The following is a 23,113-nucleotide window of genomic DNA, read 5'->3' on the forward strand; positions in this document are numbered from 1 at the left end:
TAACGTATTCATTAACCGCTACTGCAACGCCTCTTCAAGGGCAGGCAGAAACCGCTGCTCGTAATCCGACCCCACCAACGGCCCCACATAGCGAAACAATACCGTCCCGTCCCCGTCCACGATGAACGTCTCGGGCGGGGCGGTCACGCCCCAGTCGATGGCCACCCTGCCCCGCAGATCGAACCCGGTGGCAAAAAACGGGTCCTCGTAATCGGCCAGATAGCGTGACGCCTGATCCTGCGTATCGCGGAAATTGATGCCCGCGACGCGGTAGCCTTCAGCCTCCAGATCCAGCAGGTTCGGATGCTCTGCCCGGCAGGGCGGGCACCAGCTGGCCCAGAAATTCACGATCGTCACCTCGCCCGACCGGAAATCATCATCGGTCAGTTGCACGGTGCCCTGCACAGCCTCCACCGGAACAGCCGGGGCCTGCTGGCCCACAAAAGTCGATGGCAGCTCATCGCGGTTTTCCGTCACCATCCCGGCCACGAACAAACCCGCAAGGGCCGCGAAAATCACCGGCGGCAGGATCATCAGGGGCGACACCCTAGCCATTCTTCTCCACCCTTTCCAACGCCGCGCGGACACGGACGTAGCGCCGCCAGCTCAGCCCCACGATGGCCAGCAGCAAGGCCACGCTGACCGCATATGCCGTCAGCACCTCGACCGCGTATTGTCCCAGATCAGGCACGTTGCACCCTCGCTTCCAATGCGCGCATCCGGCGGGCGCGAATTTCGGTGCGGGTGCGCATCAGGACCAGCGCGATGAACAAGAGCACAAACCCCGCAATACAGACGAGTAGCGGAAACCAGAACACATCGGCCACATTTTCCTCTTTATCCAGCGACAGCGACGCCCCCTGATGCAGCCCCTGGCTCCAGAACAGCACCGCATAGCGCGACAGGATCGCAAAGATCGACCCGACCATGCACAGCACGCTGGTCAGGTCGGCGGCGGTGTCCGGATCCTCGATCGCTTCCCACAGGGCGATATAGCCCAGATAGAACAGAAACAGGATCAGAAAGGATGTCAGGCGCGGGTCCCAGGCCCAATATGTGCCCCACATCGGCTGGCCCCAGATCGCCCCGGTGAAAAGTGCGATCAGCGTCATGGTGACCCCCACAGGGGCCGCCGCACGCGCGGCAAGGGCCGAGACATGATGCCGGCGCACCACCCAGATCAGCGAGGCGACTAGCATCATGATCCAGGCATTGATCGCCATCAGGGCGGCAGGCACATGCAGATAGATGATCTTGACCGTAGATCCCTGCCGGAAATCATCGGGGGTAAAGAAAAACCCCCAAACCAGCCCGACGACCAGACAGACCCCCGCCAGCGCAAAGGTCCACGGCAGCAGCGGCCGTGTCCAGCCCATGAACCGTTTCGGATTGGCATATTCCCACATCGACATGTTTGCTATCTATCCCGCCCTCTCATGGCTCTCAATCCCCGATCACCGCAGGTTGATGCGCAATGTCGCCGCAGTGGCGAAGGGCAGCAAGGCAAAGGTGCCCGCCGTGATCCCGCCCAGCAGCAAAAGCGCCCCGGTCGGGTCCAGCCCGTCGGCGCCCCGCCGCACCGCCTCTGCCCCGAACATCAGGGTCGGCACGTAAAGCGGCAGCACCAGGAGCGACAACAATAGCCCGCCGCGCCGCAACCCAACGGTCAGCGCGGCCCCGAATGTGCCAATCATCGAAAGCGCAGGGGTGCCGATCAGCAGCGAGACCAGCAGATAGGCATAAGCCTCCGGCGCAAGGCTCAGCAGGAACCCCAAGGCGGGGGCCGCGATGGTCAGCGGTAGGCCGGTCGTAATCCAATGGGCCAGCGCCTTGATCAGGCCGACCCCTTCCAGCGGCAAGGGCGACGTCGCCAACAGCGCCAGCGATCCGTCCTCGTAGTCCAGCGCGAATATCCGGTCGAGCGACAAGAGGGCCGCCAGAAGTGACGCCACCCACAGGATACCAGGGGCAATCCGGCTGAGCAGTTCGGTTTCCGGCCCGACCCCAAACGGGACCAGCACAACCACGATCAGGAAAAAAGCAAGGCCAAGGCCAAAGCCGCCCCCGGCCCTGACGGCCAGCTTCAGGTCGCGGCGCAACAGCGCGATCACAGGAACGCCTCATCACTGCCGCCACCGGCGGCCAGATCGGCCTTGAACGGGGTCAGGTCCAGTTCCGGCGCATCAAGGCCCAGATCGATATGGGTCGCGATGACGGCACAGCCGCCCTGCGCCAGATGCTGGCTCTGCAGCCAGCCTGCGAAAAACCTAACCGAAGCACCATCCAGCGACACGGTCGGTTCGTCCAGAAACAGCACCTTGCGCCCGATCACCGCCAGCCGGGCCAGACCAAGGCGGCGCTTTTGCCCGGCAGACAGGGTACCCCCCATCCGGTCGCGCAAATCGGTCAGGTCGAATGTCTGAAGAACCTCGGCAAGCGACCCGTCCCGCCGCCCATACACATCCGCCCAGAATGTCAGGTTCTCGGTCACACTCAGCGCGGCCTTGATCCCGTCAGCATGGCTGGCATAGGCCCCCTGCTCCTCTGGATATTCAACGATCCCGTCCTGTTCAGGCTGCAACCCCGCCAACGTCCGCAGCAGTGTCGTCTTGCCAACGCCATTTGGCCCGCGCAGGATCAGGACCTGCCCAGCCGCCACATCAAAGCTGACGCCGGTCAGCACCGGCATACCGCCTCGGGCGCAAGTTAGGCCCGCGACGTGCAGCATGTCAGACAGGGATCAGGGCAACAGCCACGCGGCGCCCTTCGGACAAAAGCACATTATAGGTGCGGCAGGCGGCGGGGGATGCCATCGGTTCAACCCCGATCCCGGCATCCTCAAGCACCTTGCGAAAGGCGGCGGGCGGATGGGCGATTTCGGCACCGGTGCCGACAAAGATCACGTCGATGACCTCGGCCAGTTTGACCAGCGTTTCGGTGTCGTCAAACTGGCCCCAGCTGGCGACCCCTGCCGGTGACACAACAACCGCGCCTTCGACAACCTTACCCCCGATCCGGAAAAACCCGGGGCCGTAGCCGTCAATCGGAACGCTGTCGTTATAGTCGATCTCGTTCAGGCGCATGCCCTGCCCCTTTTACGTGTCGATATGGCCGTAACGTGTCCCTGCGGCAGGGTCTTTCTTGGACCAGTCACGCTTGACCCCCAGCACCAATAGCAAGGCGGAAGCGACAAAGATCGAAGAATAAGTCCCGATCAGCACACCCCAGATCATGGCAAAGACGAAGCCGCGGATCACGTCGCCACCCAGCACGAACAACGAAATCAGCGCCAGCAGCGTGGTGACAGAGGTCATGATCGTCCGCGACAGGGTTTCGTTGATCGACAGGTTCAGAACTTCCTTGAGGTCCTTTTTCTTGTATTTGCGCAGGTTCTCGCGGACGCGGTCAAACACGATCACCGTATCGTTGATTGAATAGCCGACGATGGTCAGCAAGGCCGCGATAATCGCCAGATCGAACTTGATCTGAAGCTCTGAAAAGATGCCGATTGTCAGGATCACGTCATGGGTTAGCGCCAGCACCGCACCCACCGCAAACTGCCATTCAAAGCGCAGCCAGATATAGCCGAGGATCGCCAATACCGCGAAAGCGACGGCGATGATGGCCGTATTGATCAGCTCGCCAGACACTTTGGGGCCGACAGACTCAACCGATGGAAAGGTCATGTCCGGATCAACGGTCTGCAGTGCCGCCTGTATCGCCTGAATCGTCTCGGTCGCGATCCGTTCGTCACCTTCCTGCGCCTGAATACGGACCATGGCGACATTCTGGTCTTCATCAAAATTGACGTCGAACACCTCGGTGATCGACACATCGCCCAGTTCCAACGGCTCAAGGGCTGCGCGATAGGCGGCCACATCGACCTCCTGCGCACTTTCGGTACGGATGCTTGTGCCCCCCTGAAAATCGATCCCGAAATTCAGGCCCTGAATGATAAACGACCCGAAGGCCACGACCATCATCACCAGCGATATCCCCAGCCACAGCCGGGCCCGGTTGAAGAAATCGAAGTTTGTATTTTGGCGAACCAGCTTCAGACGCATCCTACACCTCGATTGTCTTGGGGCGCGCACGTGCGAACCAGATCGAAATGATCGACCGGGTCACGAAAATCGCGGTGAATACGGATGTGACGATACCAAAACCCAAGGTCACGGCAAAACCGCTGACTGGGCCGGACCCCATCGTGAACAGGATCACGGCGGTCATGAAGGTGGTGAAGTTGGCGTCGATGATCGACGACAGCGCCTTTTCATAGCCCAGCTCAATCGCGCGGGCCGGGCCCTTGGCCGTTTTCAACTCTTCCCTGATCCGTTCAAACACGATCACATTGGCGTCCACCGCCATACCTATGGTCAGCACGATGCCTGCAATACCCGGCAATGTCAGGGTCGCCCCCACGATGCTGAGAAGGCCAAAGACCAGCCCCACATTGATGATCAACGCGATATTGGCGAAGATCCCGAACAGCCCATAACTCAGCGCCATATAGATCAGAATGGCGAGGCCCGCGACGATACAGGCAATCTGCCCCGCCTCGATACTGTCCTGCCCTAGTTCGGGGCCAATGGTCCGTTCCTCAAGGAAAGTCAGTTCGGCAGGCAAGGCCCCTGATCGCAGCAGAACCGCCAGATCGGTCGCCTCTTCCACGGTGAAGTTGCCGGTGATAATGCCCGAGCCACCCGGAATATGGCTTTGGATCGTAGGGGCAGAGATCACCTTACCATCCAGAACAATCGCGAACGGCGATCCGATATTTTCCAGCGTGTAGTCGCCAAATGTCCGCGCGGCGGAGGTGTTGAACCGGAATGCCACAGCGGGTCGCCCGTTCTGATCAAAATCCAGTTGCGCGTTTTCCAGATCTTCGCCCGTAACCACCGGACGGCGTTCCAGAATATAGAACGCGCCGGGTTCATCGGAGGATGGCAGCAGGATGTTCCCACTGCCGGGCGACTGATCAGGATCACCTGACCGGCCCACAACCGGGTTGAATGTCAGCTGGGCGGTTGTGCCCAATAGCCGGATAATCTCATCCGCCGATCCGACACCGGGGACCTGTACCAGAATTCGCTCTGCCCCTTGCCGCTGGATCGTGGGTTCGCGGGTGCCGGCCAGATCAACCCGGCGGCGGATAATCTCCAGCGATTGCGCCATGGTGCGGTCATCCATGGCGAGGATTTCCGCCTCGCTCAGCGTGATGGTCAGGATCGGGCCATCAATACGCACATCAATGTTGGACGACACGCCACCCGTAAATGTGTTGACCGGGCGGCCCAAACCACGGACCAGTTCCAGCGCGCGGGCAGCGCCGCTGGCCTGCGAGATGCGCACGCGCAACTCGGTCTCCGGCCCCTCTTCGCGGGTGACAAAGCCCACGACATCACGCTCTGCCGCCAGTACATCGCGCACCTCTGGCCAGAACCCTTCAAGGAAGGACGCGTGGACATCTTCGACCTGCACTTCAACAAGCAGATGGGCACCGCCGCGCAGATCAAGCCCCAGATTGACCAGACCGGACGGCAGATAGGAATACCACCCTGCTGCCGCCTCTTCGACCTCCATAGGCGACAGGCCTGCCGCCAGCATCGCCTCCGGATTAGTCGTGGCGTCATTATAGGCCTCAACCCGGTTGTAGAACGCATTGGGCATCGCAAAGGTCAGGCCAACGACAACCGTCAGCCAGATCATCACTTGCTTGGCGAATGAGATCTGCAGCATTGGGTTAGTTTTTCGCCGGTTCGGTCTTGTTCACCACCGAGGCGATTGTCGATTTGATCACACGGACATTGACGCCTGACGCGATCTCAACCTCAACTTCGTTGCTGTCATCCTTGACCTTGGTCACCTTACCCATAATGCCGCCCTGGGTCACAACCTGATCCCCCCGGCGCAGGGCGGACAGCATCGCCTGATGCTCTTTGAGCTTTTTCTGCTGCGGGCGGATCAGCAGGAAATACATGATCCCGAAGATCACGAGCAGAAGCATCAGGTCAGCAGGTCTCATAGTCGATCCTTTGTTGGTAGGGCCCGTCGTCAAGGTCGCGGAACGTTAAAGGCGAGATAAGCGATTGGCAACCAGATGCAAGTGCGGATGTGCGCCCGACAATCCCAAAGCAAGCCCATAAAAGGGATACCCGCGCCAATCGGCATATTTAGCCCACTTTGGGTACGCCGGAAGGCTGCATTGATTACGCGGGCGCGCTTTGCCGTTCCAAGACCAAAACGACACCCACTTAGAAAGGGCCAATACCGATAACTTTGTGATGTGCCAGAAAGGCCGACGTTCCGCAGGCCTTAGCGGGCCACAGAAAGGTGGCGACCGCCATCCACCGGAATAACGGCGCCGGTAACAACAGCCGTTTGCATGAGCGAGACGGCGAATCGACCGAACTCAATGGGTTCCACAATGCGTCCGATCGTTGTCCTTTCGCTTTCGACCGCCCGAAGCTGCGCGCGATCATCATCGGTCATATCGGCCCAAAGATCCGAATCTATAAAACCAGGGCGAATGACATTGCACCTGATTGGCGCAAGTGACACGGCTGCAACCTGTGCCATCGCTTCCATCGCCCTAAACGCGGTGTGAACATGCCCCGCCTTGTCGTCGATAATCTGAGAGTATCCGCCAGTGATCAGCGTGATCGATCCGTCTTGGTCGATATGTTCTCTGGCGTGCCAGATACATCGGTGGGTGCCCCACAACTTACCCTGCATGAACCGGTCAGCTTCGTCCGGAGGGGTCTGGCTAAAGCTCGACCGCCCGACCGCTCCTGCGGTTATCATCAGATGCGAAAACCGACCAACCCGATCAAAAAAACCCGAAACACTGCCGTTATCGTCAATATCTATCGCGTCGCCCCGGCACCCGATCTGGGCGGCGACTTCATTGGCCTTGCCCTGGGACCGCGACGTTATAACGACATCAGCGCCAAGCTCTAAAGCCGCCTGCGCAACGCCACGCCCCATACCGCCTGCGCCACCGATGCAAACAACCGTTTTGCCGCTGATCGTCATGTGAAATCCCCATATTTGCAAAACACCTTAAGGGAGTCCCGTCTGGCAAGTAAGGTCCCAATGGCGCGGTACACGCCGATGATCGGAGATTTCTGACCGGTCAATTTACGAATAAGTCCTTACCGTGCCTTCACGGTGGGGTCCGACGTTTTGCCGACGCAAATCCGACGCGATGCCGACAGCCGATTTTCGGTTCACTTGCCCCCCGCAATCGGGCATATGACGCGCACCGAAACACCAGCAAGGACCGATGCCATGCACGACATTCGCGCCATCCGTGACAATCCCGCCGCCTTTAATGCGGCTCTGTCTCGCCGTGGGATTGCGCCGATGTCATCCGAAATATTGGCCCTCGACGAGCAACGGCGACATGCGATTAGCCTTGCAGAGGCGGCTCAGGCGCATATCAACGGTTTGTCCAAGGAAATTGGGCAAGCCAAAGCTGAAGGCAACAATGAATTGTTCGAGAGCCTTCGCAATGGAGTGGCTGAAAACAAAAAGAAAATTGCTTCTCAGCACCAGCTTGCTAAACAGTTGGACAACGATCTGACCGACCTTCTGATGGGCATTCCAAACCTTCCCATGGACGACGTGCCAGAGGGCAAGGACGAGGATGACAATGTCGAAATCCACCGTTTCGGCAACGTCCCCAACTTCGCCTTCGATCCGCTGGAACATTACGAAATCCCCGCCATCCGGCCCGGCATGGATTTCGAAACGGCGGCGAAACTTTCTGGTAGCCGTTTCGTGCTACTGTCAGGCTCTGTCGCCCGTCTGCACCGCGCACTGGCGCAGTTCATGCTTGATGTTCACACCGAAGAACACGGGTTAACGGAAACCAACACGCCCGTACTGGTGCGTGAAGAAATGATGTACGGCACCGGCCAGCTGCCGAAATTCGGCGATGACAGCTATCAGACAACCAATGGCTGGTGGCTGATCCCGACGGCGGAAGTTACATTAACAAATATCGTTAATGGGCTGACAATAGAGGAAAATTATCTACCCAGACGCTATGTCGCCCACACGCAATGCTTCCGGTCAGAGGCCGGGTCGGCAGGCCGCGACACATCGGGCATGCTGCGTCAGCATCAGTTCGAAAAAGTCGAAATGGTCAGTATCACCAAGCCTGAGGATAGTGTTGCAGAACATCAGCGCATGACCAAATGCGCCGAGGCGATTTTGGAAAAGTTAGAGCTTCCTTACCGCACCGTGATCCTCTGCACCGGCGATCTGGGTGCCGGCATGCGCAAGACCCACGATATCGAGGTTTGGTTGCCCGGTCAGAACACCTATCGCGAAATTGCGTCGGTCTCCACCGCTGGCGATTATCAGGCGCGCCGCATGAACGCCCGTTACAAACCTACAGGCGGCGGGAAACCTGAATTCGTTCATACACTTAATGGGTCAGGTCTGGCCGTGGGCCGCACCCTGATCGCCGTGGTCGAGAACGGCCAGCAAGAGGACGGATCAGTTGATCTGCCCACAGCACTGCACCCCTATCTGCGCGGCAAGACACGGATCACAGCAGACGGGCAGTTGGTCTAGGCAACCCTGTCCATCAGGTCTGACGGCAAGGCTGCGTTGCGCGCAGGTTCCCACCTGCGCGGGCGCAGCGTGCTCTCGGTCTCATGCGTCGGGCCGCCATCGCGCGCCACAAGCCAATCGCGCAGCGCATGGATCGCGGTTTCCCGCCTGCCCCGCAGATCGTCCAGCACGAAGTTCAGGGTTTGCGGGCAATAGCCCCAATCCAGATGCACCCGGTCAAGTGCGGCAACCGACAGATTTTCCAACTCCTTCGGGCCATCCCGGTGCGTCTTTAAGAAGTTCAAAAGCAGCCCGGCAAAACCCGCCGGTCCGAATTTGTTATTCAGCCGATCCTTGACCGGCGCATAGCGGGTGGCGCATTCGTCAAACGCGACCCAATCAACCTTCAGATTGGCCCGCGTCGCGCCTTGCGCGATCCAGTGCAGCGCAACCGACGACAGCCCGGTGACGCTGCCACCGCCACCAACAGACCCATGATTGCCGGGAAACCATTGCTGCAGATATCGCGGCTGTTCGGGGTTGCCGGCACGCGCGTTCAGCTCATCCAGATTGCGCCAGGGCGATGAGGGAAAGGTGCGCCGCCGTTCATCGATGGCAATCGCATGACGCGCCGAACAAACCGAGGATGACAGGTCCGTATCATGGAATTTATACTGCCTGTTAAAGCGCTTGGCGGTCGGAATGAATGTCGGCAGACCAAGTGCCTTGACCGTATCCCAGATGCCCAGATAGGCCAGCTTCAACTGGATCGGGTTGGTGTTTCGCTGTTTACGCCGCCAGACCAATTCGCCCTGACTGGTCGCGACATTTGGCGAAAACGCCTCGCGAAAGGCGAAACTTTCCTCGGTCTCGGGATGGGTTTTGGGGTCGCGGTCGATATATTGCGCCATCGCTTTGGGGATATCGGCCAGATGCGCCCGAGGCGGAATGCCGCAGCAGCGGATCAGACCGGCCAGCGACCGCGCCGCATAACCGCCCCGCGAAAACCCAAAGATGTAAATCTGATCGCCCGGCTCATAGGCAAAGATCAGGTTGCGATACGCCTCTTCAATAATGTCGGTCAGTCCCCAGCCCAGCGCGCCGCCCAACAACCGGTCGAGCCGCCGGTTCAGCCGGTTGTTCCCCCGCCCCGATCCGACACCGGGAGAATAGATCACCTGCTGCGGGTTTCCGGCCGCGTCATATGGCGCGATGCTACGAGCCATGCGGACAACATTGGTGGGGTTTTCAGCGTCTGGTCTGTTCCAGGTTCCGTCAATCAGAATCGCAATACGTTTCATCACAAATCACACCCTACAAAATACAAACGTCATTAAATGCTGACATTCTGGGGTCTTTGGGCAGATTTTGGCAAGTCTGTTATTCCTGACCCATTGGAACGATCTTCCTTCGCCTTAGTTAGAGGGCAATGAAATACATACCCGCACTCCTGACCCTTGTCGTGACGACGACCTTCGTAGTCTCTCCTGCGCTCACCGATCCGTTCAGCGGGTTCCGCGCGGATCAACTGCCCAATCCGCAAATCAACCCGCCGATCCAGCCCGCTGGCTATGCCTTTGCGATTTGGGGCCTGATCTATGGCTGGTTGGTGGTTTCAGCCGTTTTTGGCATCTGGAAACGCGCCGAAGATCCCGATTGGAACCGTGCGCGCTGGCCGCTGATCGTCAGCCTTGCCGTCGGCACGCCATGGCTGGCCGTCGCCAATGCAAGTGCCGTTTGGGCGACTGTGCTGATTTTCGTGATGGCCGCGGGTGCGATCCTCGCGCTGCTCTGGGCTCCCGCCCGCGACCGCTGGTGGTTGCAGGTCCCTGTCGGTATCTATGCTGGCTGGCTGACGGCAGCATCGTTCGTATCACTGGGCAGCACGGCTGCAGGCTATGGCTTGCTGACCGAGGCGCTAGGTTGGGCCTATATCGGTATTGTCGCGGCCTTATGCGTGGCCGCTATCGTGCTGTGGCAGCGCCGTGCGCCATCCTATGGGCTGACCATTATCTGGGCGCTGGTCGGCATTATGATTGCCAACGGCACAGCCGAATGGACAGTGACCGCACTGGCAGGGGTTGGTATTCTTGCCATTGTGGGCCTGCTGACCGTTGTAACCGCTACCGGTCAGAAGGTCCCTTCTTGAGGTGCTTTGACAGGCGTGACGGTTGCGAGGATTTCTTGTCCTTGTAGGGGTTCTTGTCCCCCTGATCGCGCAGAAACAGTCGGATCGGTGTGCCGGGCATGTCAAAATCAACCCGCAAGCCGTTAATCAGATAGCGTTTATAGCTTTCCGGCACCAAATCGGGATGTGATGTCATCACGACGAATGCAGGTGGGCGTGTCTTGACCTGAGTGGCATAGCGCATCTTGATCCGCTTGCCGCCCGGTGCCGGTGGCGGGTGCTGTTCCAGCATGCCGGTCAACCAACGGTTCAGCCCAGCCGTGGTCACCCGCCGGTTCCAGACCTCATGCGCACGCATGATTGCCTGTTGCAGGCGGTCCAGCCCCTTGCCGGTCTTGGCCGACACTGTAACCAGTGGAGCGCCTTTCAACTGTGGCAGCAACCGCTCGAACGACTGGCGCAGCTCTTTCAGCTTGTCCTGTTTGTCAGCCTCGGTGTCCCATTTGTTGACCGCGACGACAACGGCCCGCCCTTCCCGCTCGGCCAGATCGGCGATGCGCAGATCCTGCTGTTCAAACGGAATTTCAACATCGAGCAGGACAACCACGACCTCAGCAAACTTGACGGCCCGCAACCCGTCAGAGACCGAGAGTTTTTCCAGCTTTTCCTGCACCTTGGCCTTTTTGCGCATGCCCGCTGTATCAAAGATGCGCATGGGCACGCCGCCCCACTCCTGCTGGACGGAAATCGCGTCGCGGGTGATCCCCGCCTCTGGTCCGGTCAGCAGCCGTTCTTCGCCGATGATCTTGTTGATCAAGGTGGATTTGCCTGCATTGGGGCGGCCCACAACGGCGATTTGCAAAGGTTTGGCGCGGGTCGGCACGCGCGCCACATCATCGTCATCATCGCCAACATCCACATCCATTTCAGGCGCATCGGCTGCTGCGCGTTCTTCATGCGCATCTGCGATGGGACGCAACACATCCAGCAACTCGCCCATACCTTCGCCATGTTCAGCCGACAGGCGGATCGGTTCCCCCAGACCCAGCGCATAGGCCTCAAGAATGGTCGCATCCGCCGCCTTGCCTTCACCCTTGTTGGCAGCGAGGATCACATTGGCATTTTTCTTGCGCAGGATATCGGCAAACACCTCGTCCGCTGGCAGAACACCGGCGCGCGCATCAATCATGAACAGGCAGACATCGGCCATCTCGACCGCGCGTTCGGTCAGGCGACGCATCCGGCCTTGCAGGCTGTCATCCGTGGCTTCTTCCAGACCCGCGCTGTCGATTACGGTAAAGCGCAGATCGGCCAGCCGCCCCTCGCCTTCGCGCAGGTCGCGGGTAACCCCTGGCTGGTCGTCGACCAAGGCCAGTTTCTTGCCCACCAGACGGTTGAACAGCGTGGATTTGCCCACGTTGGGGCGGCCCACAATGGCAAGGGTAAAGCTCATCTTTTGCGGCTCCTGACGCTGTTCAAGCTGCGCCGATACACCAAATGTGGATCAACGGAAAGCGTGCAATTGCCCGGTTTTGCTGACCACGTAAAGCGTCTGACCCGCTACAACAGGATGCGACGCAGCACCTCCATCAATCTCGACCGTACCGACCAGCGTGCCAGAGGCCGGATCGAACTGCCGGATCAGCCCGTCAGAGGATGCTACAATCAGACGCCCGCCCGCCAGAACCGGCCCGTAATGCCCGACCACACGTTTCTGCCGCGCGCTGCGTTCCTCGGTCAGGGCCGGCAGTGCGATGCGCCAGACGGGGTTACCGCTGGCTGCATCCAGCCGCATCAGCTGGTTGAGGTCATTGATCAGGAAAACCGCATTTCCCACAGGCCAGACCGGGCTGATTGCCCCTTCGCTCGCCGTCCAGAGCCGGTCACCGTTGAAAATGTCAAAGGCCGCAAGCCGACCGCCGAAATTGCCCACATAAACGCGGTTGCCATCAATCACCGGATCACTGGCGATGTCCGTCACAAGGGCTGCTGCCCGCCCCAGCCGGTCACCGCTGACCACACTGGACCAGCGCCGCAAGCCGCCTTCTGGGAATGTTGCGATCACTTCACCGGACGGAAACGGGAAAATGGCGATATCACCATTGACCGCTGGGGCTGCACCGCTGCCGAAATTCGCGGTTGAGGGGTTGCTGTTGACCTGCCAGCGAATGCGTCCGGTGGATGTCTCCAGCGCCCATGCGGTGCTGTCGCGGGCCACTAGATACACCAGATTACCACGGATCGTCGGCGGTGACATCGCAGGCGCGTCAAGGTCCTGTACCCAGTTCACCCGGCCGGTGGCGGTATCAAGCGCAGATATCTCGCCAAAGCCGGTTGTCACATAGACCTGACCGCCAGATACCGACACACCGCCACCAGATGCATCGGTCGGATTATCGCGGCCAGGTGTCAGGTTGCGGGTCCAGATCGTCTGCCCAGCGGTCGATGTTGCCGTGACGGTTGCCCGTGCATCGAGCGTGTAAACGACGCCGCCCGCGACCACGGGGTCAGCAGTGATCCGAGCGCGTCGGCTGTCGCCCTCGCCAATTGGCGACACGAACACCGGGGCCAAAGTGCTGCCAAGTGCGGGATGTCTGATCAGGTGATCCGGCCCGCCATTGCGATGGGTCCAGTCCGCATTCGCGCGGGCTGCAGGGATACTGACAGGCAACGACTGGTTCACAAAAGCAGGGCTTTCGCGCAGATCAAACCGCTCGCCCGGCAGGATGATGTCTTCTTCGCCGCAGGCCGCAAGCAGGGCAAGGGCCAGACCGGCGCAGATGAGGTTCTTCGCTGTCACGTTCTGTCCTATCGCTTACTCTGTCTCGGGTTCTGGGATCGGCTCGCCCAGCGCCACCATCAGCGTTTGCGCCCGCTCTCGCAAGCCCCGCGTCACGGCCGCATCTTCGACAATGCTGCGCAGATCAGCGATTGCAGCATCGGTTTCGCCCTGTTCCAGCTTGGCATAAGCCATCTGTTCCAGCGCCAGCAGGCGGAACGGTTGCCCCGGCTGGGCCAGTTGTTCCAGCGTGATCATCCGTGCGGCAGGATCGTCCGAGGGCAGCATCGCAGCCTTGAACGCGGCAAGATCACGGTACATTTCGGGGATGTCGCCATTTATGACCAAACCCGCCAAAGTCTCGGCCGCTGCATCGATATCACCGGCCTCTTCCTGCGTCGCCGCCGTCAGCAAAGACGCCACTGCAACGGCAGACCCCTGTGCATCAACGGCCGCAATAGCATCCGCCCGCGCCGCGAAATCATCCTGGTTGAGCGCATCCAACAACGCATCGCCCGTCGCCTCAGCCGCGGCCCTGGTCTGCGCCTTGCGGTATTCGTTCCAGGCAGCGCCACCGACAATCAGCAAAACAGCCAGCACAGCAATCCAGCCGTAGCGGCGCAGATATCCGTACAGTTTGTCGCGCTGAACTTCTTCTGCGACTTCGTCTAGAAAACTGTCCGAGTTGCTCAATGCGGCCCCCATTCATCGCCATATGCGAAATGCTGTTTGCGCGTTCATATCGTGAAGCCTGCGGGATGAACAAGACCTGTCTGGGTGCCGCAGGGTCACGTTCTTGCGGCGATGCAGAAATCCAGTCTTGCAGGAAAGTATTTCAATCGCTAAAGTGAACTGAATGGTTTAGTTCGATTTGTGATCCAAAAACGTGGTTGCATCGTAAGAAACAACAACTATGTAAAAACCCATCACATTGGGATGCGGTCATCCAAGGGGCTACGTCATGAAGATCATTTCGATCATCACCGCCATTATCGTTTGCGGCGTTTTGTATCTGTTTGTTTTCGAGCGTGACCGCCTCACTGACTTCGCGCAGACCTCGCCACTTGCAGGAGATGAAGCCCCCATCGAAACGGCAGAAGTTGCTGAAGAAGAAACACCTGCTGAGACAGTGTCAGGTGGTGTGGGCGTGGTCGCAATTCGTTCGGTTGCGCAAACGATCGACAGCGCCGTTATTCTGCGTGGCCGGACCGAAGCGGCGCGTCAGGTTACTGTTGCCGCGGAAACATCTGGTCTTGTGGTGTCTGAACCATTGCGCAAAGGCACCTTTGTGGAGCAGGGCGATGAACTTTGCCGTCTTGACCCCGGCGCGCGGCAGGCATCACTGGCCGAAGCCCGCGCCCGCCTGACAGAAGCCGAAGGGCGCGTACCAGAGGCGCAGGCGTCGGTCGCCGAGGCGAATGCCCGTGTCCGCGAGGCCGAAATCAACCTGAACGCTGCCCAGCAACTGTCACAAGATGGCTTTGCCTCTGAAACCCGCCTTGTCAGTGCGCAGGCCGCGATGGACGGTGCCAGGGCCGGTGTGCAAAGGGCCAATTCCGGTGTGAAATCGGCCGAAGCCGGGATCGAGGCGGCCGAGGCTGCAGTGGAATCCGCCGAGCGCGAAATCGACCGCCTGACGATCCGTGCGCCGTTTGCGGGGCTTCTCGAAACCGATACGGCTGAATTGGGCTCGCTGATGCAGCCCGGCGCGCTTTGCGCGACTGTGATCCAGCTCAACCCGATCAAGCTTGTGGGCTTTGTCCCCGAGGCGGATGTGTCCAAGATCAGCGTTGGCGCGTTGGCTGGTGCCCGCCTTGTATCCGGGGCTGAAGTGCAGGGGCGGGTGACTTTCCTGTCCCGCAGTGCCGATGAAACGACCCGCACCTTCCAAGTGGAAGTTGAGGTCGCCAATGATGATATGACGATCAGCGATGGTCAAACTGCTGAAATTTTGGTCGCGTCCGAGGGGCGCACAGCCCATTTGTTGGCGCAATCCACCCTGACATTGGACGATGACGGGGTTTTGGGTGTACGCACTATTAACGCAGATAACATCGCGACCTTCATGCCGGTCACGCTGCTGCGTGACACCGCCGAAGGTGTCTGGGTGACTGACCTGCCGGATGAGGTCGATGTCATCACCGTCGGTCAGGAGTTCGTCACGGACGGTGTCCGCGTGGCGCCGACATTTGCGGAGGCAAAAGGATGACTGGACTCGTCGATTGGGCCGCATCACGCGCCCGTATGGTTTTGGCGTTTATAGCCCTGTCACTCTTGGCGGGCGGGTTCGCCTATGTCGGCCTGCCGAAAGAGGGCGAGCCCGATATTGAAATTCCGGCGATCTTTGTTTCTGTCCCCTTCCCCGGCATTTCGGCGGAAGACAGCGAGACATTGCTGGTCAAGCCGATGGAAACGGAGCTGTCCGATCTGGATGGGCTGAAAACAATGTCCGCCACCGCCGCCGAAGGCTACGCAGGCGTGGCGCTGGAGTTCGAATTCGGCTGGGACAAGACCAAGATCCTGGCTGATATCCGTTCCGCCATGAACAACGCAGAGGCGCAGTTTCCCGCCGGTGCCGATCAATATTCGATTAACGAGATCAACTTTTCCGAATTCCCGATCATCATCGTGAACCTGACCGGTCAGGTGCCTGAACGTACACTGATCCGCATCGCCAAGGACCTGCAAGAGCGTATCGAGGGCCTTGATGCGGTGCTTGAAGCGGGTCTTGCGGGGACGCGGGATGAAATGCTCGAGGTCGTCATCGACCCGCTGCGGCTGGAAGCCTATGACGTTACCGCCGGTGAGTTGATCAATGTTGTAACAAACAACAACCTGCTGATTGCGGCGGGCGAGGTCGAAACCGATCAGGGTACATTTGCCGTCAAGATTCCGTCATCCTTTGACGAGGCTCAGGATATCTACAACCTGCCTGTCAAAACCAATGGCGACAGGGTCATCACACTTGGCGATCTGGCCACCATCCGGCTGACGTTTGAAGACCGCGCTGGCACGGCCCGCTTTAACGGCGTCAATACGGTGGCGTTGCAGGTGGTCAAGCGCAAGGGGTTCAACCTGATCGACACGACCGCGCTGGTGAAAGAGGTGGTTGACGCGGAGCGCGCCAACTGGTCGCCTGAATTGCAGGCGGCTGTCGAGGTCGGCACATCAAATGACCAGTCCCGCAACGTGGCCTCCATGGTCAGTCAATTGGAAGGGTCAGTTCTGACGGCCATCGCATTGGTGATGATCGTCGTTCTGGCGGCACTCGGGACCCGCCCTGCCCTATTGGTGGGTTTTGCCATTCCGACATCGTTTCTGTTGTGCTTTGCCTTGCTGGCAGTGATGGGCATCACGATCTCGAACATCGTGATGTTCGGGCTGATCCTTGCGGTGGGGATGCTGGTTGATGGCGCCATCGTGGTCGTCGAATACGCCGACAAGCGCATTCGCGAAGGCACCGGCCCGATGCACGCATATGTTGAGGCCGCCAAGCGCATGTTCTGGCCGATCATTTCGTCCACGGCCACAACCCTTTGTGCCTTCCTGCCCATGCTGTTCTGGCCCGGCGTGCCGGGTCAGTTCATGGGCATGCTTCCTGTCACTCTCATCTTCGTGCTTTGTGCGTCGCTGGTCGTGGCCCTGATCTATCTGCCCGTGATGGGTGGCGTCACCGGCCGGATGAGCCGGCTGTTCGGCAACGCCTCTGACGCGCTACGCGATCGGCTGCCCTGGTTTGTCTGCGCGCTTCTGGTGATCCCCGCGATCATGATCGTCTTCACCGGCGCGATGCTGACCCTGAACCCCGGCTATTTGTCAGGCCGCGCCGTGCAGACCGATAGCCTCTGGTCATCGCTGCCGGGTATGACCTTGTTCCTGGCTGGCGCCATCATTTTGTCAATCACGGTCGGTGCCGCCCGGTTGGAGCGTAAGGCGACCAAGATCAAGGCGGGCTATCGCCGGTCGATTTTCGGCACGTTCATGCATGCGATTGTGGGCAACCCGGTCATGCCGCTGGTTGCGGCGGGCGGCGTGGTTTTCACGGTCTTTTCGATCTTTGGCTATTATGGCGCCAACAATAACGGCGTTGAGTTTTTCGTGGAATCAGAGCCCGAGCAGGCCATTGTTTATGTCCGCGCGCGCGGCAACCTGTCATTGACCGAAAAGGATGAACTGGTCCGCCAGGCTGAAGAGATCGTACTGGCCCACCCCGGCGTGATCACAGCGTTTTCCTTCGCCGGTGATGGCGGGCTGAATACTGATGCCAGCGGCGCCAGCACGCCCGTTGACACCATCGGTCAGGTGCAACTGGAAACGATACCGTGGGAAGACCGCGCCGGGATCGCCGAACTGGACGGCGATGTTGTGCTTGAGGAAATCCAGACCGCGTTGAACACAATACCCGGGATTGAGACAGAGATTCTCGCGCAAGCCCGTGGTCCTGCTTCGGGCAAACCTGTTCATCTGCGCCTGAAAAGCGACAACTGGGAAGAGCTGATTGCAGCCACCACCACCGCGCGTGCCCAGTTTGAAGCGACCCCCGGTCTGATCACGATTGAGGATTCGCTGCCTCTGCCCGGTATCGACTGGCAGATCGACGTCGATGTCGAAAAGGCAGGGCGGTTCGGCGCCGATGTCGCTTCGGTCGGGGCGATGGTACAGCTTGTGACGCGCGGCATCCTGCTGGACACGATGCGCGTGGATAGCTCTGACGAAGAGATCGAAATTCGCGTGCGTCTGCCGGAACAGGACCGTGTCCTGTCGACGCTGGACAGTCTGCGGGTACGCACAAATTCCGGGCTAATCCCGTTGTCGAACTTCACCACACGGACGCCGGTTGAAAAGCTTGCGCAGATCGATCGTGTGGACCAGAAACGCTATTTCGATGTGAAGGCCGATGTGGGCGGCAATCTGTTCAAACTTGTTGCGAACGATGAAACACTGGCGGTAGTGCGACTGGTGGATGATCTGGCGACCGGTATTGATCGGTACGAAATCGTCAACCTGGAGGGCGACACCACCGCTGCCGCTTTGGAGGCTTTGGTCGCCGAAGGATCCACATCCGAGGTGCCCGTCAACGCCAACGAACGGATCGAGGCCCTGACGGAGTGGCTGGAAACCAACCCGCTGCCAGGCTCAATTGAATGGGAATGGACCGGTGACCAGGAGGATCAGGCCGAGTCGGGCGCCTTTCTGCAAACCGCCTTTGCGGGCGCGCTGGGTCTGATGTTCATCATCCTGCTGGCCCAATTCAACAGCTTCTATAACTCCGTTCTGGTGCTGCTGGCAGTCGTGATGTCCACCGCCGGGTCGCTGGTGGGCATGCTGGTGATGGGGCAACCATTTTCGATCATCATGACCGGCACAGGGATCGTCGCGCTTGCCGGGATCGTGGTGAACAACAACATCATCCTGATCGACACCTATCAGGAATACAGCCAATACATGCCAAGGACCGAGGCGATTACGCGGACCGCGGAGGATCGTATCCGTCCCGTGCTGCTGACCACGATCACCACAATGGCCGGTCTGGCCCCGATGATGTTTGGTCTATCGCTCGACTTCATGAATGGGGGTTACTCCATCGACAGCCCGACAGCGCTCTGGTGGAAACAACTGGCGACTGCAGTCGTCTTTGGCCTTGGTATCGCCACGGTTCTAACGCTGGTCTTCACGCCATCCATGCTGGCGGTGCGTGTCTGGGTTGTGACCTATGCGCAGTGGTTCGCACAGCTGCTGGCCAAACTGTCAATGGGCCGCAGCAGCCGCGCCGCCCGTGACTGGGCCCTGTCCAAGCAGGCCAGCCGCGTGAAGATGCCGGAGTTCATCTGGAACGAGGATGAACAATTGCCGCCGCTGAAACTGACCACACCTTTGCAAGCGGCAGAATGACCTAGGTCTGGACCGCGCCTTCACCGGCGCGGTTCATGATCGCCAGCGTGCGCAGCGCAAGGACCAGCGCCGGCACCGCACAAAGGGCAATCGCCCCGATCATCGGCACCGCTGTCCCGTCAAAGAACAGCCCGGTGATCACCACCATCATCCCGCCAGTAACCATCTGCAACGTCCCGCCCAGCGACGATGCAAGCCCTGCAATATCGCCATGCGGATCCAGCGCCATGACCATGGTCGTGGGTATGATCAGTCCCAGGCAGGCATTCGCCATGAACAGCCCCGCCACAATGACGGGCAGACTGGCAAACCCCGCCAGCCCGATCATCAGCAGGCCGAGCGAGAAACCGGCAAACCCGATCACGGCCCAGCGAATGACGGGCAGAATGCCGAGTCTTTCACCCAGCGGCCCCGCCATTTGCGAGGCGGCAAAAAACCCGATGGCATTGATCGCAAAGGCAACGCTGAAACCCGTCGGGCTGAGCCCGAATTGCCCGGTATAGACAAAAGACGCACTGGCAATAAACACCATGAAACTGGCAAAGCCGAAACCGCCGATAAATGTCAGCCCCATGAAAACCGGATCGCGCATCAGTACCTTGGTACCGCGCCAAAGATTGGCGATGTTCACCGGGATGCGATTGGACACATCCAGCGTCTCGGGAAGTGCAAAAGCGGTCAAAAGCAGGCTGAGCCCTGCGGCCAGACACAAGACCCAGAAGATCAGCCGCCAGTCGCCAATCGCGATCAAACCACTACCCGCCAGCGGCGCCAGCATCGGCGAAACAGAAATGACCAGCATCACCATCGCCATCAGCTTGGTTGCGGCGGTCCCGGTATGCATATCCCGGATCACCGCACGCGGCACCACCATCAGAACCGCGCCACCAATGCCCTGCAACGCCCGAAACCCGATCAGCGCACCAATCGTCGGCGCCATGGCGCAGCCAATCGACGCCACCACAAAGATCGCGAGGCCGACATAAAGCGGCCGCTTGCGCCCCACCTGATCGGCCCACGGCCCATAGACCAGTTGCGCGATCCCGAACGCCACAAAATACGAGATCAGCGTCAGTTGAACCGCGGCGACATCCGCCTGCAGGCCGGCCGCAATTGCAGGCATGGCCGGTAGATACATATCAATCGCAAAGGGACCAACAGCAGAGAGTAGCCCCAGAATAAGGGCAGCGCGCAGCATAGACATATCTGAAACCTCGGGAGTTATATGCGTGGAACCTATCGCCGGTTATCTGCGATGACAATTGGTGAGTTTACCCAAGGGCACCGGCCAAGCGAGATACCACCAGCCACGGCAGAATTGCCGCCAGTCCCAGAAAGCAAAGGCCCAGTACCGCAAAAACACCGTCGCGCGCCAAAATTCCGATAGCAATCAGCAACACGCCGGCCCCTATGGTGGTCGATGACATGGGCACGAGTTCCAGCGCGGGAATCAAGGCGGCACCGGCTGCACAGATCAGATAAAGTAGTTGGGTCATCGGACGTCTGACAAGAAATGATAGACGTTGCCGCGTCGCCCAATCCAGCCAACCCGCCAATCGCCGCAGAACGGCCACCGCCCTGCTGATCCGCTCTGCCGCCACGGTCCTGTCCTGCAAAAAGCCGGGCAACCACGGATGTGATCGGCCAAAAGCGCCCTGAATTGCGATCAGAAAGATGGCAAGCCCGCAAAAGGACGAAAACAAAGGGATCGCACTTAGCGGTGATACGATCAGCAGCGCCGGGACGGCCAGTGTCGGCGCAAGCGCCGCATGGCCAAACGCCGCCATCAGGTCGCGCGCGGCAACCGGCCCGTCCGCGACGGCGGTCTCAATCGTGTCCACAATGGCGGTGACGGGCTGATCCTGTGGCATGGCTGACTCAGGCGGCTTCCTCATCCGACTGCCGGTTCCACAGATTGGCATAGCGCCCTTCCTGTGCCAGCAGATCATCATGCTTGCCCTCTTCGACGATCACGCCGTTTTCCAGCACGACGATCCGGTCAGCATCGGCGATGGTCGAAAGTCGGTGGGCGATGGTGATCACAGTCCGCCCCTCGCCCATCGCCTTCAATTCAGCCTGAATTTCCATCTCTGTTTCTGTGTCGAGGGCACTCGTCGCCTCATCCAACAGCAGGATCGGCGGATTTTTCAGCAAGGTACGGGCGATGCCCACCCGCTGCTTTTCACCACCCGACAGTTTCAGCCCGCGTTCGCCGACCGTGGTCTGATACCCGTCAGGCAGGCTGATGATGAATTCATGGATCTTTGCGGCCTTGGCGGCGGCGACAATGTCATCCTCTGACGCGCCCGGTCGGCCATAGGCGATGTTGTAATGCACCGTATCATTGAACAGCACCGTGTCCTGCGGGACCACCCCGATCTGGGCATGCAGGCTGTCTTGCGTCACATCGCGCACATCCTGCCCGTCAATCAACAAGGCACCGCCATTGACGTCATAGAACCGGAACAACAGCCGCCCGATGGTGGATTTGCCGGACCCTGACGAACCCACGATAGCCACCGTTTGGCCCGGCGTGACCTCCAGATTGATGCCTTTCAGGATCGGACGCGCCGCATCATAACCAAACGACACATCACGCAGCACAACCCGGCCACCATTCACCTGCAGGGGCTTGGCGTCCGGTTTGTCCTGCACCTCTGCCGGTTGGCCCAGCAGATCAAACATATCGCCCATGTCGATCAGGGCCTGGCGGATTTCGCGATAGACCGTGCCAAGGAAATTCAGCGGCATCGTGATCTGGATCATATAGGCGTTGACCATCACGAAATCACCCACAGTCAGATCACCGCGCTGCACCCCCATCGCCGCCATGACCATGACCGCGACAAGGCCCCCGGTAATCAGCAGTGATTGCCCGAAATTCAGGAATGCCAGCGAATAATTGGTGCGGATCGCGGCGTTTTCATATTGCGCCATGGCGGCGTCGTAACGATCCGCCTCCCACCGTTCGGCCCCGAAATACTTGACCGTTTCGAAATTCAGCAGGCTGTCGATGGCCTTCTGGTTGGCGTCGGTGTCCTGATCATTCATTTCCTTGCGGATCTTGACCCGCCATTCGGTCACCCGAAACGTAAACCAGACATAAAGGGCAATGGTCAGAACAACGACCGCCAGGTACCAGACATCAAACAGGAAAAACAAAACGGCCGAGATCATCAGCAGTTCCAGCACCAGCGGCCCCATGCTGAAGAGCAGGAACCGCAACAGGAAATCGACACCCTTCACCCCCCGCTCGATCACCCGGCTCAACCCGCCGGTTTTCCGCGTGATGTGATAGCGCATGGACAGGCGGTGAATATGGGTGAACGTTTCAAGCGCCAGCATCCGCAACGCGCGTTGGCCAACCCGCGTGAACACCACATCGCGCAATTGCTGAAAGCCCACGGTCATCAAACGAGCCAGACCATAGGCCAGGGTCAGACCCACCGCGCCCAGCCCAAGGATCGTGGCCGCATCGGCGCCTTCGGGGGCCAGCGCATCAACCGCATGCTTGTAGAAAATCGGCGTGCCCACCGCGATGACCTTGGACAGCAAAAGCACCATCAATGCCAGTATGACCCGGCGCTTGACCCATCCCTGCCCGTCCGGCCACAGATACGGCACAACGCGCCGAATAACTGCCCAGCCCTGCACCTTGGCATTGTCGAGATTTGTGGCGGTTTTGGGAAGGCGACGCATCAGGTACTCCGGGGTAACAGCCCTTTTACCTAGGGTGCCGCCCGGCGGATGAC

The 23,113-nt window shown here is 59.6% G+C and carries 21 protein-coding genes; 4 read left to right on the forward strand and 17 right to left on the reverse strand.

The features are described from left to right. Positions 1-18: 18 nt before the first annotated feature. The 10 genes from ACFWW4_RS05265 to ACFWW4_RS05310 form a co-directional block, all read right to left on the reverse strand. Positions 19-555: a DsbE family thiol:disulfide interchange protein gene (locus ACFWW4_RS05265; RefSeq protein WP_411889890.1), complete on the reverse strand. Its 537-nt coding sequence runs from the start codon at positions 553-555 to the stop codon at positions 19-21. Further along, positions 548-691 (reverse strand): heme exporter protein CcmD, encoded by a 144-nt coding sequence (gene ccmD, locus ACFWW4_RS05270; RefSeq protein WP_411889891.1) that lies wholly within the window; start codon positions 689-691, stop codon positions 548-550. Before ccmD ends, ACFWW4_RS05265 begins: the two co-directional genes overlap by 8 nt. After that, a complete protein-coding gene (locus ACFWW4_RS05275) occupies positions 684-1,412 on the reverse strand; it encodes a heme ABC transporter permease (protein WP_393926400.1) in 729 nt (242 codons plus the stop codon). Before ACFWW4_RS05275 ends, ccmD begins: the two co-directional genes overlap by 8 nt. Positions 1,413-1,454: 42 nt before the next feature. Beyond that, a complete protein-coding gene (gene ccmB, locus ACFWW4_RS05280) occupies positions 1,455-2,111 on the reverse strand; it encodes a heme exporter protein CcmB (protein ID WP_411889892.1) in 657 nt (218 codons plus the stop codon). Further along, positions 2,108-2,728, reverse strand: a complete 621-nt coding sequence (ccmA, locus tag ACFWW4_RS05285; RefSeq protein WP_411889893.1) for a heme ABC exporter ATP-binding protein CcmA — start codon at positions 2,726-2,728, stop codon at positions 2,108-2,110. Before ccmA ends, ccmB begins: the two co-directional genes overlap by 4 nt. Before the next feature lies 1 nt (position 2,729). Next, positions 2,730-3,083 carry an Mth938-like domain-containing protein gene (locus tag ACFWW4_RS05290; RefSeq protein WP_411889894.1) on the reverse strand — a complete coding sequence of 118 codons (354 nt, stop codon included), beginning with the start codon at positions 3,081-3,083 and terminating at the stop codon, positions 2,730-2,732. Between the two features lie 12 nt (positions 3,084-3,095). Continuing rightward, entirely contained in the window at positions 3,096-4,064 is a 969-nt protein-coding gene (gene secF / locus ACFWW4_RS05295) for a protein translocase subunit SecF (RefSeq protein WP_411889895.1), read from the reverse strand. A 1-nt stretch (position 4,065) separates the two neighbouring features. Continuing rightward, positions 4,066-5,739, reverse strand: coding sequence for a protein translocase subunit SecD (gene secD / locus ACFWW4_RS05300; protein WP_411889896.1), 1,674 nt, complete (start codon positions 5,737-5,739; stop codon positions 4,066-4,068). A 4-nt stretch (positions 5,740-5,743) separates the two neighbouring features. After that, positions 5,744-6,025 (reverse strand): preprotein translocase subunit YajC, encoded by a 282-nt coding sequence (yajC, locus tag ACFWW4_RS05305; RefSeq protein ID WP_393926408.1) that lies wholly within the window; start codon positions 6,023-6,025, stop codon positions 5,744-5,746. Positions 6,026-6,315: 290 nt separating this feature from the next. Next, positions 6,316-7,035: an SDR family oxidoreductase gene (locus ACFWW4_RS05310; protein ID WP_411889897.1), complete on the reverse strand. Its 720-nt coding sequence runs from the start codon at positions 7,033-7,035 to the stop codon at positions 6,316-6,318. A 255-nt stretch (positions 7,036-7,290) separates the two neighbouring features. On the opposite strand from ACFWW4_RS05310, the gene serS reads away from it, so the two are divergent. After that, a complete protein-coding gene (serS, locus tag ACFWW4_RS05315; protein WP_411889898.1) occupies positions 7,291-8,583 on the forward strand; it encodes a serine--tRNA ligase in 1,293 nt (430 codons plus the stop codon). On the opposite strand, the gene ACFWW4_RS05320 is transcribed toward serS, so the two are convergent. After that, positions 8,580-9,863, reverse strand: coding sequence for a DUF2235 domain-containing protein (locus ACFWW4_RS05320; RefSeq protein WP_411889899.1), 1,284 nt, complete (start codon positions 9,861-9,863; stop codon positions 8,580-8,582). The genes serS and ACFWW4_RS05320 overlap by 4 nt on opposite strands. A gap of 128 nt (positions 9,864-9,991) precedes the next feature. Here ACFWW4_RS05320 and ACFWW4_RS05325 point away from each other — a divergent pair, with 128 nt between their 5' ends. Then, a complete protein-coding gene (locus tag ACFWW4_RS05325; protein WP_411889900.1) occupies positions 9,992-10,711 on the forward strand; it encodes a hypothetical protein in 720 nt (239 codons plus the stop codon). On the opposite strand, the gene der is transcribed toward ACFWW4_RS05325, so the two are convergent. The 3 genes from der to ACFWW4_RS05340 are packed head-to-tail and all read right to left on the reverse strand — an operon-like array spanning position 10,686 to position 14,162. Continuing rightward, entirely contained in the window at positions 10,686-12,143 is a 1,458-nt protein-coding gene (gene der / locus ACFWW4_RS05330) for a ribosome biogenesis GTPase Der (protein ID WP_411889901.1), read from the reverse strand. The genes ACFWW4_RS05325 and der overlap by 26 nt on opposite strands. A gap of 51 nt (positions 12,144-12,194) precedes the next feature. Beyond that, complete coding sequence (locus ACFWW4_RS05335; RefSeq protein WP_411889902.1) at positions 12,195-13,490, reverse strand: PQQ-binding-like beta-propeller repeat protein; 1,296 nt, start codon at positions 13,488-13,490, stop codon at positions 12,195-12,197. Positions 13,491-13,505: 15 nt separating this feature from the next. Then, positions 13,506-14,162, reverse strand: coding sequence for a tetratricopeptide repeat protein (locus tag ACFWW4_RS05340; protein WP_411889903.1), 657 nt, complete (start codon positions 14,160-14,162; stop codon positions 13,506-13,508). A 268-nt stretch (positions 14,163-14,430) separates the two neighbouring features. Between ACFWW4_RS05340 and ACFWW4_RS05345 the strand changes: the two genes are divergently transcribed. Together ACFWW4_RS05345 and ACFWW4_RS05350 are read left to right on the forward strand one after the other, a co-directional pair. After that, positions 14,431-15,678 carry an efflux RND transporter periplasmic adaptor subunit gene (locus ACFWW4_RS05345; RefSeq protein WP_411889904.1) on the forward strand — a complete coding sequence of 416 codons (1,248 nt, stop codon included), beginning with the start codon at positions 14,431-14,433 and terminating at the stop codon, positions 15,676-15,678. Beyond that, a complete protein-coding gene (locus ACFWW4_RS05350; protein WP_411889905.1) occupies positions 15,675-19,361 on the forward strand; it encodes an efflux RND transporter permease subunit in 3,687 nt (1,228 codons plus the stop codon). The genes ACFWW4_RS05345 and ACFWW4_RS05350 overlap by 4 nt, the downstream gene beginning before the upstream one ends. A 1-nt stretch (position 19,362) precedes the next feature. On the opposite strand, the gene ACFWW4_RS05355 is transcribed toward ACFWW4_RS05350, so the two are convergent. From ACFWW4_RS05355 to ACFWW4_RS05365, 3 genes are all read right to left on the reverse strand, one after another. Further along, positions 19,363-20,559 carry a multidrug effflux MFS transporter gene (locus tag ACFWW4_RS05355; RefSeq protein ID WP_411890004.1) on the reverse strand — a complete coding sequence of 399 codons (1,197 nt, stop codon included), beginning with the start codon at positions 20,557-20,559 and terminating at the stop codon, positions 19,363-19,365. A gap of 73 nt (positions 20,560-20,632) precedes the next feature. Continuing rightward, entirely contained in the window at positions 20,633-21,232 is a 600-nt protein-coding gene (locus tag ACFWW4_RS05360) for an exopolysaccharide biosynthesis protein (RefSeq protein ID WP_393926427.1), read from the reverse strand. Positions 21,233-21,239: 7 nt separating this feature from the next. After that, entirely contained in the window at positions 21,240-23,060 is a 1,821-nt protein-coding gene (locus tag ACFWW4_RS05365) for an ABCB family ABC transporter ATP-binding protein/permease (protein ID WP_411889906.1), read from the reverse strand. Positions 23,061-23,113: the final 53 nt, after the last annotated feature.

This window comes from Yoonia sp. SDW83-1 (genome assembly GCF_046762885.1).
Classification (GTDB): domain Bacteria; phylum Pseudomonadota; class Alphaproteobacteria; order Rhodobacterales; family Rhodobacteraceae; genus Yoonia.

What these genes read in the sequence shown, in the direction of transcription:
- ACFWW4_RS05355 (WP_411890004.1), bottom strand. Translation starts at nt 20,559, where the DNA reads ATGCTGCGCGCTGCCCTTATTCTGGGGCTACTCTCTGCTGTTGGTCCC.
- ACFWW4_RS05350 (WP_411889905.1), top strand. Translation starts at nt 15,675, where the DNA reads ATGACTGGACTCGTCGATTGGGCCGCATCACGCGCCCGTATGGTTTTG.
- ACFWW4_RS05325 (WP_411889900.1), top strand. Translation starts at nt 9,992, where the DNA reads ATGAAATACATACCCGCACTCCTGACCCTTGTCGTGACGACGACCTTC.
- secF (WP_411889895.1), bottom strand. Translation starts at nt 4,064, where the DNA reads ATGCGTCTGAAGCTGGTTCGCCAAAATACAAACTTCGATTTCTTCAAC.
- ACFWW4_RS05310 (WP_411889897.1), bottom strand. Translation starts at nt 7,035, where the DNA reads ATGACGATCAGCGGCAAAACGGTTGTTTGCATCGGTGGCGCAGGCGGT.
- ACFWW4_RS05360 (WP_393926427.1), bottom strand. Translation starts at nt 21,232, where the DNA reads ATGCCACAGGATCAGCCCGTCACCGCCATTGTGGACACGATTGAGACC.
- secD (WP_411889896.1), bottom strand. Translation starts at nt 5,739, where the DNA reads ATGCTGCAGATCTCATTCGCCAAGCAAGTGATGATCTGGCTGACGGTT.
- ACFWW4_RS05290 (WP_411889894.1), bottom strand. Translation starts at nt 3,083, where the DNA reads ATGCGCCTGAACGAGATCGACTATAACGACAGCGTTCCGATTGACGGC.
- serS (WP_411889898.1), top strand. Translation starts at nt 7,291, where the DNA reads ATGCACGACATTCGCGCCATCCGTGACAATCCCGCCGCCTTTAATGCG.
- ccmA (WP_411889893.1), bottom strand. Translation starts at nt 2,728, where the DNA reads ATGCTGCACGTCGCGGGCCTAACTTGCGCCCGAGGCGGTATGCCGGTG.
- der (WP_411889901.1), bottom strand. Translation starts at nt 12,143, where the DNA reads ATGAGCTTTACCCTTGCCATTGTGGGCCGCCCCAACGTGGGCAAATCC.
- ACFWW4_RS05265 (WP_411889890.1), bottom strand. Translation starts at nt 555, where the DNA reads ATGGCTAGGGTGTCGCCCCTGATGATCCTGCCGCCGGTGATTTTCGCG.
- yajC (WP_393926408.1), bottom strand. Translation starts at nt 6,025, where the DNA reads ATGAGACCTGCTGACCTGATGCTTCTGCTCGTGATCTTCGGGATCATG.
- ACFWW4_RS05365 (WP_411889906.1), bottom strand. Translation starts at nt 23,060, where the DNA reads ATGCGTCGCCTTCCCAAAACCGCCACAAATCTCGACAATGCCAAGGTG.
- ACFWW4_RS05275 (WP_393926400.1), bottom strand. Translation starts at nt 1,412, where the DNA reads ATGTCGATGTGGGAATATGCCAATCCGAAACGGTTCATGGGCTGGACA.
- ACFWW4_RS05320 (WP_411889899.1), bottom strand. Translation starts at nt 9,863, where the DNA reads ATGAAACGTATTGCGATTCTGATTGACGGAACCTGGAACAGACCAGAC.
- ACFWW4_RS05345 (WP_411889904.1), top strand. Translation starts at nt 14,431, where the DNA reads ATGAAGATCATTTCGATCATCACCGCCATTATCGTTTGCGGCGTTTTG.